The 17,222-nt window shown below is 68.6% G+C and carries 17 protein-coding genes; 7 read left to right on the forward strand and 10 right to left on the reverse strand.

Annotated features, from left to right (window positions below):
- Positions 1 to 17 precede the first annotated feature (17 nt).
- Both A8G18_RS18255 and A8G18_RS23605 read right to left on the reverse strand, forming a co-directional pair.
- Positions 18 to 452 carry a DUF4383 domain-containing protein gene (locus A8G18_RS18255; RefSeq protein ID WP_026003250.1) on the reverse strand — a complete coding sequence of 145 codons (435 nt, stop codon included), beginning with the start codon at positions 450 to 452 and terminating at the stop codon, positions 18 to 20.
- A 259-nt stretch (positions 453 to 711) separates the two neighbouring features.
- Positions 712 to 834 (reverse strand): hypothetical protein, encoded by a 123-nt coding sequence (locus A8G18_RS23605; protein ID WP_255162744.1) that lies wholly within the window; start codon positions 832 to 834, stop codon positions 712 to 714.
- Positions 835 to 1,259: 425 nt separating this feature from the next.
- On the opposite strand from A8G18_RS23605, the gene A8G18_RS18260 reads away from it, so the two are divergent.
- Both A8G18_RS18260 and A8G18_RS18265 read left to right on the forward strand, forming a co-directional pair.
- Positions 1,260 to 2,627 carry a hemolysin family protein gene (locus tag A8G18_RS18260; protein WP_064064951.1) on the forward strand — a complete coding sequence of 456 codons (1,368 nt, stop codon included), beginning with the start codon at positions 1,260 to 1,262 and terminating at the stop codon, positions 2,625 to 2,627.
- On the forward strand, positions 2,620 to 3,633 hold the full coding sequence (locus tag A8G18_RS18265; protein ID WP_026003251.1) for a hemolysin family protein: 1,014 nt from the start codon (positions 2,620 to 2,622) through the stop codon (positions 3,631 to 3,633). The genes A8G18_RS18260 and A8G18_RS18265 overlap by 8 nt, the downstream gene beginning before the upstream one ends.
- Before the next feature lie 74 nt (positions 3,634 to 3,707).
- On the opposite strand, the gene A8G18_RS18270 is transcribed toward A8G18_RS18265, so the two are convergent.
- Together A8G18_RS18270 and A8G18_RS18275 are read right to left on the reverse strand one after the other, a co-directional pair.
- Positions 3,708 to 4,487: a pirin family protein gene (locus A8G18_RS18270; protein WP_064064952.1), complete on the reverse strand. Its 780-nt coding sequence runs from the start codon at positions 4,485 to 4,487 to the stop codon at positions 3,708 to 3,710.
- On the reverse strand, positions 4,484 to 5,509 hold the full coding sequence (locus A8G18_RS18275) for a pirin family protein (protein ID WP_064064953.1): 1,026 nt from the start codon (positions 5,507 to 5,509) through the stop codon (positions 4,484 to 4,486). The genes A8G18_RS18270 and A8G18_RS18275 overlap by 4 nt, the downstream gene beginning before the upstream one ends.
- A gap of 93 nt (positions 5,510 to 5,602) precedes the next feature.
- Here A8G18_RS18275 and A8G18_RS18280 point away from each other — a divergent pair, with 93 nt between their 5' ends.
- The 3 genes from A8G18_RS18280 (at position 5,603) to A8G18_RS18290 (ending at position 7,942) form a co-directional block, all read left to right on the forward strand.
- Positions 5,603 to 6,082 carry a MarR family winged helix-turn-helix transcriptional regulator gene (locus A8G18_RS18280; protein WP_064064954.1) on the forward strand — a complete coding sequence of 160 codons (480 nt, stop codon included), beginning with the start codon at positions 5,603 to 5,605 and terminating at the stop codon, positions 6,080 to 6,082.
- Positions 6,083 to 6,371: 289 nt separating this feature from the next.
- The gene (locus tag A8G18_RS18285; RefSeq protein ID WP_026003172.1) at positions 6,372 to 6,707 is read left to right on the forward strand and encodes a type VII secretion target; all 336 of its coding nucleotides are present in this window, start codon (positions 6,372 to 6,374) and stop codon (positions 6,705 to 6,707) included.
- Complete coding sequence (locus tag A8G18_RS18290; protein WP_064065005.1) at positions 6,707 to 7,942, forward strand: hypothetical protein; 1,236 nt, start codon at positions 6,707 to 6,709, stop codon at positions 7,940 to 7,942. The genes A8G18_RS18285 and A8G18_RS18290 overlap by 1 nt, the downstream gene beginning before the upstream one ends.
- Positions 7,943 to 7,952: 10 nt before the next feature.
- Here the strand turns inward: A8G18_RS18290 and A8G18_RS18295 are convergent, their stop codons facing one another.
- The 3 genes from A8G18_RS18295 to A8G18_RS18305 all read right to left on the reverse strand — a co-directional run bounded on the left by A8G18_RS18295 (position 7,953) and on the right by A8G18_RS18305 (position 10,603).
- Entirely contained in the window at positions 7,953 to 8,597 is a 645-nt protein-coding gene (locus tag A8G18_RS18295) for a hypothetical protein (RefSeq protein WP_172506039.1), read from the reverse strand.
- Complete coding sequence (gene hisS, locus A8G18_RS18300; RefSeq protein ID WP_016933619.1) at positions 8,584 to 9,858, reverse strand: histidine--tRNA ligase; 1,275 nt, start codon at positions 9,856 to 9,858, stop codon at positions 8,584 to 8,586. Before hisS ends, A8G18_RS18295 begins: the two co-directional genes overlap by 14 nt.
- Before the next feature lie 61 nt (positions 9,859 to 9,919).
- On the reverse strand, positions 9,920 to 10,603 hold the full coding sequence (locus A8G18_RS18305; protein WP_026003171.1) for an MBL fold metallo-hydrolase: 684 nt from the start codon (positions 10,601 to 10,603) through the stop codon (positions 9,920 to 9,922).
- A gap of 149 nt (positions 10,604 to 10,752) precedes the next feature.
- On the opposite strand from A8G18_RS18305, the gene A8G18_RS18310 reads away from it, so the two are divergent.
- Positions 10,753 to 11,625, forward strand: coding sequence for a peptidylprolyl isomerase (locus tag A8G18_RS18310; protein WP_064064956.1), 873 nt, complete (start codon positions 10,753 to 10,755; stop codon positions 11,623 to 11,625).
- Positions 11,625 to 12,407, forward strand: coding sequence for a peptidylprolyl isomerase (locus A8G18_RS18315; protein ID WP_064064957.1), 783 nt, complete (start codon positions 11,625 to 11,627; stop codon positions 12,405 to 12,407). Before A8G18_RS18310 ends, A8G18_RS18315 begins: the two co-directional genes overlap by 1 nt.
- Positions 12,408 to 12,498: 91 nt before the next feature.
- Here the strand turns inward: A8G18_RS18315 and A8G18_RS18320 are convergent, their stop codons facing one another.
- From A8G18_RS18320 to A8G18_RS18330, 3 genes are all read right to left on the reverse strand, one after another.
- Positions 12,499 to 14,811, reverse strand: a complete 2,313-nt coding sequence (locus A8G18_RS18320) for a RelA/SpoT family protein (RefSeq protein WP_064064958.1) — start codon at positions 14,809 to 14,811, stop codon at positions 12,499 to 12,501.
- Between the two features lie 104 nt (positions 14,812 to 14,915).
- Positions 14,916 to 15,473: an adenine phosphoribosyltransferase gene (locus A8G18_RS18325; protein WP_064064959.1), complete on the reverse strand. Its 558-nt coding sequence runs from the start codon at positions 15,471 to 15,473 to the stop codon at positions 14,916 to 14,918.
- Positions 15,470 to 17,221, reverse strand: a complete 1,752-nt coding sequence (locus A8G18_RS18330) for an ABC transporter substrate-binding protein (RefSeq protein WP_064064960.1) — start codon at positions 17,219 to 17,221, stop codon at positions 15,470 to 15,472. The genes A8G18_RS18325 and A8G18_RS18330 overlap by 4 nt, the downstream gene beginning before the upstream one ends.
- Position 17,222: the final 1 nt, after the last annotated feature.

Genomic DNA, 17,222 nt, shown 5'->3' on the forward strand with positions numbered 1-17,222 from the left:
GACGGGCCGGGCACGGGTCAGGGGCGAACCGTGCCCGGAGTGGTCCGCGTCCGTGTCAGGAGCACCCCGAGAGCGATCATGCCCACCCCCAGAACGAAGTGCAGCCAGTCGTCCGCCGAGTTCACGGGCACGAAGTTGGCGCTGCTGTCCTTGTCGATGATCAGGCCGTAGATCCAGAGCACCAGGTAGATCGCGCCACCGATGATCAGGAAACTGCGAGCGGTGGCCGCGGCGCGGGCCGCGGCGAGTCCCAGGACACCGAACAACAGGTGCACGATGTTGTGCAGGATGGACACCTGGAAGATCCCCAGGAGCAGAGCCTCGGAGTGGTGGCCTGCACCCGAGAGTTGGTCGTAGTCCGTCGTGACCCCCGGGATGAACCCGAGGATGCCGACCAGGAGGAACACCGCGCCCACTACGAGCGCGGCCGTCTGCACCGGGGTTGCCGTCATCGAGCCCCGGGTGGGCCGTGGGGATGGGGATGTCATGATTCGCGTCCTCTCACCGAACGTCCGTTTGCGCTGAGTGGTCCGAATTGCTCTCCCCGGGTAGCCCTGCCGGATCGAACCCAAACGTCGGTTTTCGCGCACCGCACCACGGGCGACAACCGGAATCCCGGGCGCCCCGCCTTTCGGCCCCTCCCGCCCTGTCACCACCCCGCCCACGACGAAGGCCCGCGGGCGTACCCGCGGGCCTTCGAATCGGCGAGGCTCAGGCCTGGCTGCTGCCGAACGCATCGCCGGCGGCGTCAGCGGAACCGGTGAAGAAGTTCAGCGCGTCGAACAGGTCGGACAGGTTACCGAAGAGGTCGACAAGGAACTCGAGTGCAGGCACGGGCTTCTCCCATCAATGGAACGACATCGAAGTTGTGACGACTCGCGTCGACACGCGATCCAATTGTTACCTGCATTCGACAGCTGCGCAGCGCGAAGAATTGTAATCCGGAACACAAACCGGCCCTAGCAGGGGAAATATCGAAAACTCGGTGAAAATCCGCCCGATATGTCGTATTCCTCGGGGAGTTTCCAGGCCGGACAATACGGTCTATTCGGGGGAAGATCCACATATTACAAGATCGCCTTGTGACCATATCTCCACCCGGCGGGGGGGAACTTCCGCCGGTGCCCGTTCGTCCTATCCTGTGAGTACACCTGCCCGTCCGACCCCGAGGGAGTCATGAAACGCCCCAAGCGAAAACCTCGAAGACCCGTCCCGCCCAGACGTGACGATCTCTTCGTCACCCGAGCCCGGTCCCTTCAGTGCTGACCGCCCTCGGAATCGCGGCCGGCATTCTTGTCGTTCTCGCCATCACTGCTCTGACCGGCTACTTCGTCGCGCAGGAATTCGCGTACATGGCCGTCGACCGCTCCCGCCTGAAGGCCCGCGCCGAAGGCGGTGACACGGCTGCGGCCCGCGCACTGACGGTCACCCGCCGCACTTCCTTCATGCTCTCGGGCGCTCAGCTCGGCATCACCGTCACCGGTCTGCTCGTGGGCTATGTCGCGGAACCGTTGATCGGTAGCGGCCTCGGTGAGTTGCTCGGCGGTGTGGGCATCCCCACCGCCGTGGGTGTCGCGGTCGGCACCGTGCTGGCGGTGCTCTTCTCGACGGTGGTCCAGATGGTCTTCGGAGAGTTGGTGCCGAAGAACCTGGCCATCGCCCGCCCCGAGCCGGTCGCCCGCCGACTCGCCCTGTCGACGAGTGCGTATCTCGCCGTCTTCGGTTGGTTGATCAAACTGTTCGACGCGTCGTCGAACCTCCTGCTGCGAGCCCTGCGCATCGAACCGGTGCACGACGTCGAGCACTCCGCCACTCCGCGCGACCTCGAACACATCGTGGCCGCGTCCCGGGAGACCGGCGAGCTGCCTCCGGAATTGTCCACCCTGCTCGACCGGATCCTCGAGTTCCCTACGCGCACAGCCGAGCACGCAATGATCCCGCGTTCGCGGGTCGACGTCGTCGAGTTGGACGAGCCGGTTACCACGATCCTCGACAAGATGAGCGACGGTCACACCCGCTACCCCGTGGTGGGTACCTCGTCCGACGATCTGCGCGGTGTCGTGCACCTCCACGATCTTCTCGGACTCGACACTCCGACGGGCACGGCCGCGACGGTCTGCCGGCCGCCGGTGATCGTGCCGGCGACGCTGGCTCTTCCGGAAGTTCTCACCGAGCTGACCCGGGCCGAGGACGAGATGGCCCTGGTGATCGACGAGTACGGCGGTTTCGCCGGCGTCGTCACCCTGGAGGACATCGCGGAGGAATTGGTCGGCGAGATCGCCGACGAGCACGATCCCGCGGTCGCCGTCGAGGTCATCCGTCCCGAGGGCGACGGCTGGCTCGTCCGAGGCGACGCGCACATCGACGAGGTGGCCCGCACCCTCGACCACGATCTGCCCGAGGGTGACTACGAGACACTCGCGGGTCTGGTCATCACCGAGTTCGGCGGCCTTCCCGAGGTGGGTGACACCGTCCGGATCACGCTCGATCCCGATCCGGCCGAACTCGTGCACGAGGAGGGTCCGACCCACCGGACCCTCGTGGCCGAGGTACGCGACATCGACAAACACGTGCCGTCCTCGGTGCACGTGACCGTTCTGACGGACGAGGTGACCGGCGATGAGTAACCCTGTGGTCGTCGCGGCGGTGACGATCGGCCTGATCGCCGCCAGCGCGTTCTTCGTCGCGGTCGAGTTCGCGCTCATCGCGGCGCGGCGACACCGCCTGGAGGACGCGGCGGCGTCGAGCCGCTCGGCACGGGCCGCTCTGCGCAGTGCCTCCGAATTGTCGGTGCTGCTCGCAGGATCCCAGCTCGGCATCACGGTATGCACGCTCGCGCTCGGCGCGACGACGAAACCTGCCGTGCACCACTGGCTCACCCCGTTGTTCGAGAACTGGGGCGCACCGCTGTGGCTCGCGGACGTGGCCGGTTTCGTCCTCGCCCTGATCATCGTGACGTTCCTCCACCTCGTCGTCGGTGAGATGGCGCCGAAGTCGTGGGCGATCGCCCATCCGGAGAAGTCCGCCACGATGCTGGCATTGCCGATGCGCGCGTTCATGTGGGTGACCCGGCCGTTGATCGTCCGGTTGAACCACATGGCGAACTGGTGTCTGCGGAAGATCGGCGTGGACCCGGTGGACCAGGTCGCCGAAGGGCAGGATCCCGATGCGCTGCGGCACCTGGTCGAGCACTCGGCCACGGTCGGCACGCTCGACGAGCGCTATCACGGACACCTCAGCAGCGCGCTGGAACTCGAGACGCTGACACTCGGCGACATCGTCACGCCGCAAGCACAGCCGAGCAGCGTGAAGCCCACCTCGACCGGCGCCGAGATCCGCGAGACGGCCCATCGCACAGGGCATCTTCGACTGCTCGTGCGGGCCAACGGCCACGTGGACGGCGTGGTGCACGTGCGCGACAGCCTCCAGGCCGCTCCCGGAACCACCGCGGCCGAACTGATGCGCCCGGCGCTGACGATCGACGCGGTGACGCCTGTCTACGAGGCGCTGACGACGATGCGGGAAACCAGGAACCATCTGGTCACCGTTACCGAGAACGGCCGGATCGTCGGATTGATCACCCTGTCGGACGTGCTGGCCCGGCTGCTGCCGATGAGCGGCGCCACGAGCTGACACACCGATACGTCAGGCCCGTTCCGGATCCACGGAGCGGGCCTGACGTCGCTTCCCGTCCCGACCCGCACCGTTCAGGAGTGCCCGAGTGCGGCGTGCATCTCCCAGACGAGGATCTCCGCGCCGGTCGCGGTGGTGAGCTGCCGGCCACCGCCGCCGGCAATCCGCACGGCGTCTCCTTCCGCGAGATGTCCGGCCCCTTCGAGCGCGGCTTCCCCTCGCGCGACGAACACGTGCAGGAACGGCGCGTCCGGGAGCGTCACGGGCCGGTCCGGACGCATCCGCGCGACATGCATGGCCGCGTACCTGTTGCGGATGCGGATCGCGGAATGGTCGGCGTAGGCATCCATTCCCGATGCGACCGGAACCAGACCACCGGAGAGCAGTTCGTCGTCGATCTCGAGCTGTTCGTATCCGGGCTCGATGCCCGCTTCGTCCGGCAGCACCCACATCTGCACGAAACGCACCGGCTCGTCGTGCTCGGCGGCGTGGGAGCCGGTGGCACCGGCACAGCGCCACGAGTCGTTCTTCTCGGAGTGGAGGATCCCGGAACCCGCACTCATACGCTGCGCGAGACCCGGGTAGATCACCCCGGAGTGCCCCGTCGAATCCTGGTGCACGAGCGATCCGCGGAGCACCCATGTGACGATCTCCATGTCGCGGTGCGGATGGGTGTCGAAACCGGCTCCGGCACGGACGATGTCGTCGTTGTTGACCATGAGTACGCCGAAATGCGTGTTCTCCGGGTCGTAGTGGTGGCCGAACGAGAAGGAATGTCGCGAATCGAGCCAGTCGATCTTCGTGCGGAGGCGGTCGTCCGCGCGGCGGACGTCGAGTATCGGTGTGGTGCTCATGCGGGGTCCTGTGTCGGGCAGTTCGGATCTGCGGTGGACGGATTGCGGCGGGGGCGGATACGCGCCTGGGGCAGGGGTGGCGCCGGGAGACGCTCGACCCGGCCGGTGTAGCCGGAGACGCTGCCGAAGCGATCGGACCCGCGTTCCCAGGCGTCCCGGTAGGCGACGATCTCGTCGTGGTTGCGCCCGACGAAGTTCCACCACATCACGATCTCCTCGCCGAAGGGTGTTCCGCCGAGGAGGACGATACGTGCGGGTTCGTCGGTGGTGTTGGTCAGTTCGAGGGCCGGCACACCGGTTCCGGTGTAGCCGAGCGCGGCACGCGTGAGCACGGTACCGAACAGCGCGACCGTACCGGTGTCGACGAGCACGCCGTGCTCGAACGACGGGTCGACGTCGAGGGTGATGCTCGTCGCAGGATCGAGGACGATCTCGGCCCCGAGCAGCGGCGTGAACGTCGTCACGGGCGACTGCCGGCCCGCGAGCGAACCGAGGAAGACCTTCACTGCGGCGCCGCGTACCCGGACGACCGGCGGCACATGGTGCTGGAAGTCGCGGGGCGCATCGCGATGCGCGTCGGGCAGGGCCAGCCACAACTGCATGCCGTGCAGCGTGGCGGTCGCGGATGTGGAGACCTCGGAGTGGCAGATCCCGTGGCCTCCGGTCATGAGGTTCAACTCCCCCGGCCGGACCATCGCGTGCACGCCGTGACTGTCGCGGTGTTCGATCTCCCCGGTGAACAGCCACGACACCGTCTGCAGTCCGGTGTGGGGGTGCGGTGCGACGTCCATGCCACCGGTGCGGGAGACGTCGTCGGGGCCGTAGTGGTCGACGAAGCACCACGCACCGATGAGCGAGCGCTGCCGTTGCGGAAGGGTACGGCGGACGGGCATCGCCCGCGGACCGCCGAGCGGGACCTCGCGCGAGGTGATGATCTCCACGCGGGGGCGGTGTGCGTCCCGGATCGGAAGATCCTCCGTCCGGCAGTGGATCTCCTCGGGGCGGGTGTCGGTATTGCTCATGCCGCTCGACTCCTCTCGGTGGTCGCGTCGGTCGACCTTTCCAGTGTGTCACATTTGATTGCGTAGTCAACTAACTGGGGTAGACTGGATTTCATGGGAGAAACGATGTGGCTGAACGACGACGAACAGCGACTGTGGCGTGCCTATCTGGATGCGACCCGCCTGCTGTTCCAGAATCTCGACAAGCAGTTGCTGCGGGATTCCGACATCTCCTTCACCGACTTCGAGATCCTCGTCCTGCTCTCCGAGGCGCCCGACCGCAGGATGCGCATGCGCGACATCGCGGATGCCAGCACCACGACCCGCAGCGGGATCACCCGGGCGGTCTCCCGCATGGAGAACGCGGGATGGGTGCGGCGCGTGGAGTGCGAATCCGATCGACGCGGGGCCTGGGCGGAACTCACGGAGGCCGGCTACGCGCGACTCGCCGCAGCGGGCCCGGGCCACGTCGACGCGGTCCGCGAGAACATGTTCGACCTGCTCTCCCCCGACGACATCGCCTCCATGACCGAGACCTTCACCCGCATGCGTGATCGCATGATCGACGGTAAGCGGTCGGCCGCCACCTCCTAGCGGGTCCACCCCTGCCGTCGGGACCACGACGCCTGCACGCTCGCCGATTCGGTGAACGTCGGTACGGCCGCCGAAGGTGGGTCACGACCGATCCCCGAAGCATCGCGCGTCGCGTCCGAGAAGTTCCGGCTCGCCTACGGCACAAGGTGCGATCGAAGGTCGCGCACCCGGTCTGCAACGAATTCATCGCCGATGCTGTGGGTTCATCCACAGGCCGGCCAGGACCCGGTGGCTCCCCCGGTTCTCTCGAGTTAGAGTGCTCGCCACACTGATCTTCGAGGGGGGTTCGATGAGCGGTCTGTTTCCCGGTGCCGGAATCCGGGTGGTGCCCGACGGAGTTCGAGCGTTCGGGACGACGAATCTTCGTGCGGCCGAGCACGTCGCACAGGCAGGGGCGTTCGATCTGCAGGCCAACATCTCCGCGCTGAGTCCGGCCATGGGACTCATCGGAAGCGAGTTCCTCGCGGTGTTCGCAGCAGCGCAGTCCGAGCACACCCGTGCCGTCACACAACTGTCGTGGGCATACGCGTCCAACGGCATCGCGGCACACGAAGCCGCCGCCGGCTACGAAACCGCCGACACCGGAACGGCTTCGGCCCTCTCCGACGCCGCGGGAGGACTGTGATGCAGGGATCGGTCGCAGACGCCGCAGCAGCACCCGTCACCTCACCGACCGTTCTCGACGCACTTCGCGCGTCACCGATCGGACCGGTCCTCGACGCCCCGATTCCCGTACCACCGCAACCCGTGCTCCCCGAGCCGGGTCTGCCCGTCCTCGACGCGAACACGATCGTCGAACTGCTCGAATCGATTCCGGTGCCGGTGCTGCCCGATCTCGAGGTGATCGTGCGGCCGCTCACCGAACTCGGCTCGATGTTCGGCACCGGCATCCTCGACTCGCTCGATCCCACGGCGATCCTGCATCAGGGTTCGCGCCTGCTCGAGACCGCGACCACTCTCGGGCGCAGTGCGCTGCACGCGCTTCCGGAGTCGTGGGAGGGTGCGACGGCCGACGAGGCCACCGGTCACGGCGTCCGGGCTCAGCAGTCCGCGCTCGAACTGGCCGACCGCGGCGACCGGATCGGCGACGTCACCCGCGCCGCCACGGCGAGCGTCGAACGCGGCAACGTCGAATTGACCGGCATCGCACAGTCGTTCGTGGCCACAGCGGTCGCGGCCGCCCCCGCTCTGGTGACACCGCCGGGTCAGGCCGCTCTGCTGGCGTCGGCCGCACAACATCTTCAGGCGGCACTGGCCGTCGTCGCGCGTACGCGAGGCGAACTGGCGGTCCACACCGCCGCGATGACCCCGTTGACCGCACCTGTTCCGGTGCCCGCGCCCGTCGCGGTGGCGGGGGTGCACGAGATGCGCACGATCGCCACGGCCGCAACCGATGTCGCATCGAGTGCCGCCGCACCGTTCACCGCGGCCGCCGCTCACGCCCCGACCGCTCCCACCGCCTACGCATCGACCGTGCCCACCGCGCACACGGCGGTCCCCACCGTCGGTGCGGCCGTCGCAGGCTCGGCCGGAACGGTGTCGGCGGGAGTCTTCGCCGGTCACGGCAGCGCGGGGACCGCGTTCGGGACTGCGAGTGTGCCCGCCGCCACTCCGCTCCCGACGGGTGCGGGCGCGGGTGCGGGTGCGGGCGGAGGGTCGCCGGCGACGACCGGTACGACGCCGGGGGGCCGCACGCCTTCCACCGGCGGGATGGTCCCCGCGACGTCGGGCCGCGGGTCCGAGGACGAGGAGCACCGCTCCCCTGCCCGTCTCCTGAGTGCCGCCTCCGTGAGCACCGAGGTGGTCGGCGAGTTGCCGTTGGTCGTTCCTGCCGTGATCGGTTCGCACGACGACCGGTGAGCCCAGGCCGTCAGTCGACCAGGGAAGCCACCTCGTGGTCGGTCAGCGTCGTCTGCGGCACGCGCCCGGCGCCGCGCGCGAGTTCGATAGCCCGGTAGAGCGGGCGTTCGCCGAGCGCGGCGTCGCGGGCCTCGGCCCGCAACTGTTCGACGAGCACCGACGAGACCGCCGCTGCCGGTGCAATCTCGCTGGTGGCCAGCGCATTCGCCAGCTTCCGCAGAGCGAGCACCTCGAGTTCGCGACCTCCGCCGTTGGCGTACAGCGCCAACGGAACCGACACGAGATTGTGCTCACCGTCGTTGACGCGCAAGACCGCCTGCGAGACGCCGCCCACCCGCACGAGCAGTTCGACGCCGGCGAGCCGCGCCAGATCGACACTGCGCGACCGGAATGCCCCCGAAAGGGTGATGACGGTGCCGCGCAGCAGCAGGTGCCGACGCGTGGCCAGGAACGCCCCGAGAGCCGGTGGCACCGCGAGGACCGCACCGACGAGCAAGGCCACCCAGCCGGGCGCGACGATCCAGACGAGGACGCCGAGGACGACGCCGACGGCGAGCGCGAGCAACGCGATCTTGCGTGCCCGCGGCCGCAGCAGCCGGGCCGGGATCAGATCGAGCGGGACGGCGCCACCGTCCCGGTCGTCATGCGCCGGCAACGACCTCACCCACACGGGCGACGACGTCCGTGAGAGCAACGCTGTGCTGTTCGCCGTTGCGCAGATCCTTCACGACGATCTCGCCCGCCTCGAGTTCGCGGTCGCCGAGGACGAGCGCGACGACGGCGCCGGACTTGTCGGCAGCCTTCATCGCGCCCTTCAGGCCACGTCCGCCGTAGGCCAGGTCGACGCGGAGGCCTGCTGCGCGCAGCTTGTGCGCGATGGGCACGAGCGCAGCCTTGGCGGCATCCCCCATGGGCACGCCGTACACCTCGCATCGTGCGGGGCTGCCGGCCGACTTGCCCTCCGCGGCGAGCGCGAGAACCGTGCGGTCGACGCCGATCCCGAAACCGATACCCGAGAGCGGCTGGCCACCCAGCTGCTCCATGAGTCCGTCGTAGCGACCGCCGCCACCGATACCGGACTGGGCTCCGAGTCCGTCGTGGACGAACTCGAAGGTGGTCTTCGTGTAGTAGTCGAGGCCGCGCACCATGCGCGGGTTCACGACGTACGGGACGCCGATCGCGTCGAGGTGCGCGAGCACCTCGTCGAAGTGCGCACGCGCGGTGTCCGAGAGGTGGTCGAGCATCAGCGGTGCGTCGGCCGTCATCTCGCGGACCTCGGGACGCTTGTCGTCGAGCACGCGCAGCGGGTTGATCTCCGCGCGGCGGCGGGTCTCCTCGTCGAGCGGGAGCCCGAACAAGAACTGCTGCAACTTCTCCCGGTACTGCGGGCGGCAGGTGTCGTCGCCGAGCGAGGTGATCTCGAGGCGGAAGCCGTCGAGGCCGAGCGACCGGAACCCGGCGTCGGCGATCGCGATGACCTCGGCGTCGAGCGCAGGATCGTCGATGCCGATCGCCTCGACACCGACCTGCTGCAGCTGACGGTAGCGACCGGCCTGGGGGCGCTCGTAGCGGAAGAACGGTCCGGAATACGACAGCTTCACGGGGAGCTGACCTCGATCGAGGCCGTGCTCGATCACCGCCCGCATCACGCCCGCGGTGCCCTCGGGACGGAGCGTGACCGAGCGCTCACCGCGATCGGCGAAGGTGTACATCTCTTTCGTGACGACGTCGGTGGATTCGCCGACGCCCCGAGCGAACAGGCCGGTGTCCTCGAAGATGGGCAGTTCGATGTGCCCGTACCCCGCCAAGCGTGCGGCACGGGTCAGACCGTCCCGTACCGCCACGAACTCCGCCGACTGCGGGGGAACGTAATCGGGCACACCCTTCGGCGCCGAAAACGTGGAGGCCTTGCTCACTGGTACTGCCTTCTCTCGGAATTCTCTCGGTTGGTCACCGACGGATCGCGGTGTTCGTGTGTCAGCGGGATTCTGCCAGGCCGGTGAGGAAGGGATTCGAGACCCGCTCCTGCCCGATCGTGCTCGACCCGCCGTGACCGGGAAGGATGTTGGTGCCGTCGTCGAGCACGAGCAATTTGCGGGCGATCGAGTCGAGCAGTTGCGCGTGGTCGCCGCCCGGCAGGTCGGTACGGCCGATCGACCCCTGGAACAGGGTGTCGCCGGTGAGCGCGACGTTCAGGGCAGCCCCGTCCGGGGTGGTGGTGCGCGTGCGCAGGACGACCGAGCCGCGGGTGTGTCCGGGCGTGTGGTCGACGACGAACTCGATTCCGGCGTGTTCGATCTCGTCTCCGTCGCCGAACTCCACGACCTGCTGCGGTTCGACGAACTCGACGCCGTCGAGGAAGGGGGCGAGGCTCGACCCCATGCCCTGCAGCGGATCGGTGAGCATCGCCCGGTCGTCGGGGTGGATGTAGACGGGGATCCCGTACCGGTCGGCGATCGGCTGCGCCGACCACATGTGGTCGAGGTGACCGTGCGTGAGCAGCACCGCCCGGGGCGTGAGATCGGATCCCGTGAGGAACTCCACGAGCGGCTCGGCGGCGTCCTGGCCGGGATCGACGACGACGCACTCCTTCGCGTTGTCCTGCGCGAGGATGTAGCAGTTGGTCTGGAACATCCCGGCAGGGAATCCGGTCACGAGCACGAGCATCGCTCCTACGGGTGGAAGCCTTCGAGGTCTCCTACAGACTATGCGTTGCGCCCTGTCCGCGGGTTCCCGGTCCCGGGTGGCAGACTCGAATCGGCTTCGAAGTCGGTTGGACCACATCGATCGTTCACGGGAGGACTACTGCAGTGCCGAGCAACGCACAACGGCGCCAGGCCGCGAAACGCAAACTCGAACGGCAACTCGAGCGACGAGCCGAACGCGAGCGCAAGCGGCGCCGCGCGACGATCGCGCTCTCCGCGCTCGGGGTGATCATGGTCGTCGGCGCAGGTGTTGCACTGTGGGCGGTGAACCGGGGTGACGACACGGCCACGGAGGCAGCGTCGAACGACACCTCCGGTTCCGAGTACGCGGCACTGCCCGAGGGCCGGTCGGAGCCGTTGCCCGAGACGGTGAACTGCTCGTACCCCGCCGACGGTCGCGAGCCGTCGAAGCCCGCGCAGCCCCCGCGCACCGAGGGCATCCGCACAACCGGCGAGGGCAACACGGACGTCAGTGTCAGCGTGGAGACGAATCAGGGCAACATCGGCCTGATCCTGCACAACGACGACTCGCCGTGCACCGTCAACAGTTTCCTGTCGCTGGCGTCGCAGAACTACTTCGACGACACGACCTGCCACCGTCTGACCACCTCGCCGTCCCTGCAGGTCCTGCAGTGCGGCGACCCGTCCGGGAGCGGTTCCGGCGGACCGGGTTACCAGTTCGCCAACGAGTTCCCCACCGATCAGTTCGCCGCCGACGATCCCGCCGCGCAGGAACCGATGACCTATCCGCGCGGCACCCTCGCGATGGCGAACACCGGACAGCCCGAGACCAACGGCAGCCAGTTCTTCCTGGTGTACGGCGACTCGGTGCTGCCCCCTCAGTACACCGTGTTCGGCACGATCGACGAGACCGGTCTTGCGACCCTCGACACGATCGCCGCAGCCGGTGTAGCGGGTGGGGCTGCCGACGGTACCCCCGCACTGGAGACGACCCTCACGTCGGTCAGGATGGACTGATGATCCGATTGCGCACCACCCTCGCCGCCGGCCTCGGGCTCGCACTCCTCCTCACGGGGTGCTCCGACGATTCGTCCACCGATACCGCCGCGAGCTCGTCGGCACCGGCGTCCGCCGCCGACCGGCAGTCCCCCGCCTACACGGGCGAACTACCGGAGCGACCCAGCGGCACCGACTCCGTCTCGTGCACCTACGACGCCTCGGGTGACGCCGCACGCGACGTGACCGCCCCCGCCGCGGACGACGTCTCCGCCACCGGCGCTGCTGCCGCGCAGATCACCACCAGCGTCGGCGTCATCGGCGTCGAACTCGACCGGGCCGCGGCCCCCTGCACGGTCAACAGCTTCGTGTCCCTCGCGGAGCAGGGCTATTTCGACGACACGCCCTGCCACCGGCTGGTGACCTCCCCCGGGCTGCAGGTGCTGCAGTGCGGCGACCCGACGGGCACCGGAACGGGCGGGCCGGGTTACGGGTTCGACACCGAGTACCCGGAGAACGTGTACGCGCCCGGCGACACCCAGCTACGGCAACCGGTGATCTACCCGCGCGGCACGGTCGCGATGGCGAACACCGGTCGTCCCGGCAGCAACGGCAGCCAGTTCTTCCTGGTGTACGAGGATTCGCAGCTTCCCCCCACCTACACGGTGTTCGGGACGGTCGACGAGGCCGGACTCGCCGTGATCGAGGAGGTCGCGGCGGAGGGTGACGACGGCTCGATGGCGGCCGGCGGCGGTGCGCCCAACCGCGCGGTGCAGATCGAGTCGGTGACCGTCGGGTCCTGACACCCCCGTTCACACGGAACGCACGGACGTCCCGTCCCGGAGATTCCGGGGCGGGACGTCGTCGTCCGGCGCCAGACCGAGACGGATTCGGTCAGGCTGCCGAGGTCACCCGGTACACGTCGTAGACGCCTTCGACATTGCGGACGACGTTCAGCACGTGCCCGAGATGTTTCGGGTCGCCCATCTCGAAGGTGAACCGGCTCACCGCGACCCGGTCGCCCGTGGTCGTCACGGAGGCCGACAGGATGTTGACCTTCTCGTCGGCGAGTGCCTTCGTCACGTCGGACAACAGACGGTGCCGGTCGAGAGCTTCGATCTGGATCGCGACGAGGAACACCGACGACGGCGAGGGCGCCCACTGCACCTCGATGATCCGCTCCGACTGCTCCCGCAGCGACCCGGCGTTCGTGCAGTCGGTGCGGTGCACGCTCACCGCACCGGTCCGGGTCACGAAGCCCATGATCTCGTCGCCGGGAACGGGCGTGCAGCACTTCGCGAGCTTCGAGACCGTGCCCGGTGCGCCCGGCACGAGGACACCGGAATCACCGCTGTTCCGCGAGCGGGTCGGGATGGTCGACGGTGTGGACCGCTCGGCCAGTTCCTCCTCGACGCCACCGACGCCACCGAGCAGCGCGACCAGCCGTTGCACGACGTGGTGCGCCGAGACGTGGTGCTCTCCGACCGCGGTGTACAGCGCCGAGACGTCGGCGTAGCGCAGTTCCTTCGCGACCGCGACCATCAGATCGGCGTTCATCAGGCGCTGTAGCGGCAGACCGACGCGGCGCACTTCCTTCGCGATGGCGTCCTTGCCGGATTCGAGGGCTTCCTCGCGGCGTTCCTTGGCGAACCACTGCCGGATCTTCGCCTTGGCGCGAGGGGAGACGACGAACGACTGCCAGTCGCGGCTCGGGCCGGCATTGGGATCCTTGGAGGTGAACACCTCCACGACCTCACCGTTCTCGAGCTTGCGTTCGAGTGCCACGAGCCGGCCGTTGACCCGAGCGCCGATGCAGCGGTGTCCGACCTCGGTGTGCACGGCGTACGCGAAGTCCACGGGCGTCGAGCCCGACGGAAGGGTGATCACATCGCCCTTGGGAGTGAAGACGAAGATCTCCTTGACGGCCAGGTCGTAGCGGAGGGACTCGAGGAATTCGCCCGGGTCCGCCGCCTCACGCTGCCAGTCGAGGAGCTGCCGCATCCAGGCCATGTCGTCGAGCTCGGCGACATCGCCGGAGTGGCGTCCCTTCGTCTCCTTGTACCGCCAGTGCGCGGCGATACCGAATTCGGCGGTGCGGTGCATCTCGTGCGTGCGGATCTGCACCTCGAGCGGCTTGCCCTCGGGACCGATGACGGTGGTGTGCAACGACTGGTAGACGCCGTAGCGGGGCTGTGCGATGTAGTCCTTGAACCGCCCCGCCATGGGCTGCCACAGCGAGTGCACGACACCGACGGCCGCATAGCAGTCGCGGATCTCGTTGCACAGGATCCGCACGCCGACCAGGTCGTGGATGTCGTCGAAGTCGCGGCCCTTGACGATCATCTTCTGATAGATCGACCAATAGTGCTTGGGCCGGCCCTCGACGACCGCGTCGATCCGGGATGCCGAGAGCGTCCGGCCGATCTCCTCGCGGACGGTGGCCAGGTAGGTGTCGCGCGACGGCGCGCGGGTCGCGACGAGGCGGACGATCTCCTCGTACTTCTTCGGGTGGAGGATCGCGAACGCCAGATCCTCGAGTTCCCACTTGACCGTCGCCATCCCGAGACGATGGGCCAGCGGGGCGATCACCTCGAGGGTTTCGCGTGCCTTGCGGGCCTGCTTCTCGGGAGGCAGGAAGCGCATGGTCCGCATGTTGTGCAGACGGTCCGCGACCTTGATGACGAGCACCCGGGGGTCGCGCGCCATCGCGATGATCATCTTGCGGATGGTCTCACCCTCGGCGGCCGAACCGAGCACGACCTTGTCGAGTTTGGTGACGCCGTCGACGAGATGCGCCACCTCCTCGCCGAACTCGGCGGTGAGCTGCTCGAGCGTGTAGCCGGTGTCCTCGACGGTGTCGTGGAGCAGCGCCGCGACGAGGGTCGTGGTGTCCATACCGAGTTCGGCCAGGATCGTCGCGACCGCCAGCGGATGGGTGATGTAGGGATCACCGGACTTGCGCTTCTGGGTGGCGTGCCGTTCCTCGGCCACATCGTAGGCCCGCTGCAGCTGCGAGAGGTCGGCCTTCGGGTACAGCTCCCGATGGATGGTGACCAGCGGCTCGAGGACGGGCTTGAGGCTGGTGCCGCGCTGCCCGGTGATGCGCCGGGCCAGGCGGGCGCGCACCCGCCTCGAGGCAGAGGTGGACGCCGCGGTGGGCGTCGGATTCTGACCGGAATTCTGGGACCGATCGAGATTCTGGGTCATCCCTCCACCTCCCGTCGCGGCTGCGAACCCGGTTCGTCACCGATGCGCATGTCCGGACCGTACGGGCCCGGCGGGTTCACCGGCACCTGTGGCAACTCTAACTCTCAGATCCGCACGAGCGACGTCAGTGGGTACTTCTGCAGTCGTGCCCGGCCACCGAGAGCTTCGATCTCGGTGACGACGGCGATACCGACGACCTCCGCGCCGACACGCTCGAGCAGTTCGACGGTCGCGGACAGGGTTCCACCGGTCGCGAGGACATCGTCCACCACGAGCACCTTCCGGCCCCGCAGAGCGAGCCAGTCGCCCGGGATCTCGATCGCTGCCGTGCCGTATTCGAGACGGTATTCGCAGGTCTGCACGGGCGGCGGGAGCTTGCCGGCCTTCCGGACGGCGAGAACCCCCACACCGAGGGTCCGGGCGATGCCACCCCCGAGGAGGAAACCACGCGCATCGATCCCGGCGACCAGTTCGGCGTCGGGTGCCACGGACGACAGGGCCTCGATGATCGCCGAGAAGGACGGGCCGTCGGCGAAGACCGGCGTCAGGTCGGCGAACCGGACACCCGTGGACGGAAAGTCGTCGACCCATCGGGTGTGTCCGGCGACGGCTGCGGCAGCTTCCTCGACGAGCTGCGGTTCGCCGATCCGTTGAGCGTTCATCCTCTGAGTATCCACCGATCCATGTTCCAGCCCGCACCCGCGGTCGTCGGGTTCGGTACCCCGGCGTGTATTCCCGCGGCGAACCCGATCGTGCGGGGCTGCGCGAACAGCGGCAGGGTGGGAACATCGCCCCACAGGATGCGTTCGGCCTCGGTCGCGAGCCCGGCGACGGCGGCGTTGTCGCGGGCGACGAGCAGCCCGTCGAGCAGTTCGTCGACGCGCCCGATCGAGTAACCACCCACGTTGCTGCCGGCACCGGAGTGCAGCGCATCGCGCGCGTCCTCCATGTCCGCGGTGCCACCGGCCCCCGCCGCGGTGGCGGTACCCACGAGGATCGCGTCGACCTCCCCGGCCGTCAGCTGCGACGGCGCGAACGTGTCGGAGCCGGCGTCGACGATGTCGATGCCCGCCTCGCGGCAGGACTCGCCGATCAACTCGAGAGTGCGCGCGCGCCGGTCGTCCGGCCCGAGATATCCGATACGGACCTGCATCCGGTCCTGACCGGAGGCCTCGCGTTCCGAACGGGCGGCGTCGATGTCCACCTCGGCGTAACGTTCGGCCGACGGCGCGGTCTGCGGGTACAACGGCGAATCGGGCGCCAAGAGCCTCGACGTGATCGGGCCCGTGACGCCGTCCGACTCGTCGGAGGCGCCCAGCTCGTCGAACAACTGCGTCCGCGGCACGCACAGGGCGACGGCGCGACGCGCCGCCGGGTCCTGGAACACCCCGCTCGTGGCGAACACCAGCTGCTCGAGATTGCGCGAGACGACCGTGGAGACCTCGGCGCCGTCGCCGAGATTGCTGTGGCCGATAGATCCCTCGGCGGCATCGACGACGTGGATGCGGCCGTCCTCCGCCGCCGCGGACACGTCGGTCCCGCGCGGCCATACGACGATGCGATCGGTGCCCGGGGCGTTCCCCCACCACCGTTCGTTCGCGACGAGCGTCAGACCGTCCTCGGCCGTGTACGACTCGATACGGTACGGACCCGCCGACGGGAAGAGGGCCGGGTCGATCTCACCCGGGGTGAGAGACCAGCCGGTGTTCCAGAACTCCGCGATGCGCCGGACGGCGTCGGTGTCGTTCGTCGTGATCGCCCCGACCAGATCGGCCACGCCCGACCGGCCCGCCGCCACGTGCGCCGGCATCAGCTCGGTGGCCGAGAACAGCGACCTCCAGTTCGTGTCCTCGCGGCCGGGCCGGAAGACGACGGTGGCCTCCTTCGAACCGGGCCGACAGTCGACCCGGTCGATGTCGGCGTAGCCCCCGCGATGGGCGGCGTCGAAGAGCGGGACCTGTTTCCCGGCTTCGTCCGGTGCGGTGAACCGGCCGCTCGACGCCGCCCAGGCGAGGACGAGGTCGTCGCAGGACATGGGCACGCCGTCGGAGTAGACCGCGTCCGGGGACAACCGGTACTGCACGGTCAGACCTTCGCCCGGCACGACCGAGGCCGTTCCGATGTCGGTGTCCGCGATCACCCGGCCGGACGGGCCGACGTAACCGAATCCGGGCAGCACCCGGGCGAACGCCTGGCGCGCGCCGGAGGCGGCACCGTCGACGGTGTTCGCGTTGTAGGTCGTCACCGTGTTGTCGATCGCGTACCCGATCGAGTGCAGCGGTTCCTCCTCCGTGCCGCACGCAACGGTGGAGAACGCGAGCGTCGAGGCCACCGCTGCACACGCGAGGAGCGTGCCGCGGCGCCTCGGCGACCGCCTCGTCGTCGGGTCGTTCCGCTCGGTCACCGCCATG

The organism is Rhodococcus gordoniae (genome assembly GCF_001646655.1).
In the GTDB taxonomy this organism is placed as follows: domain Bacteria; phylum Actinomycetota; class Actinomycetes; order Mycobacteriales; family Mycobacteriaceae; genus Rhodococcus; species Rhodococcus gordoniae.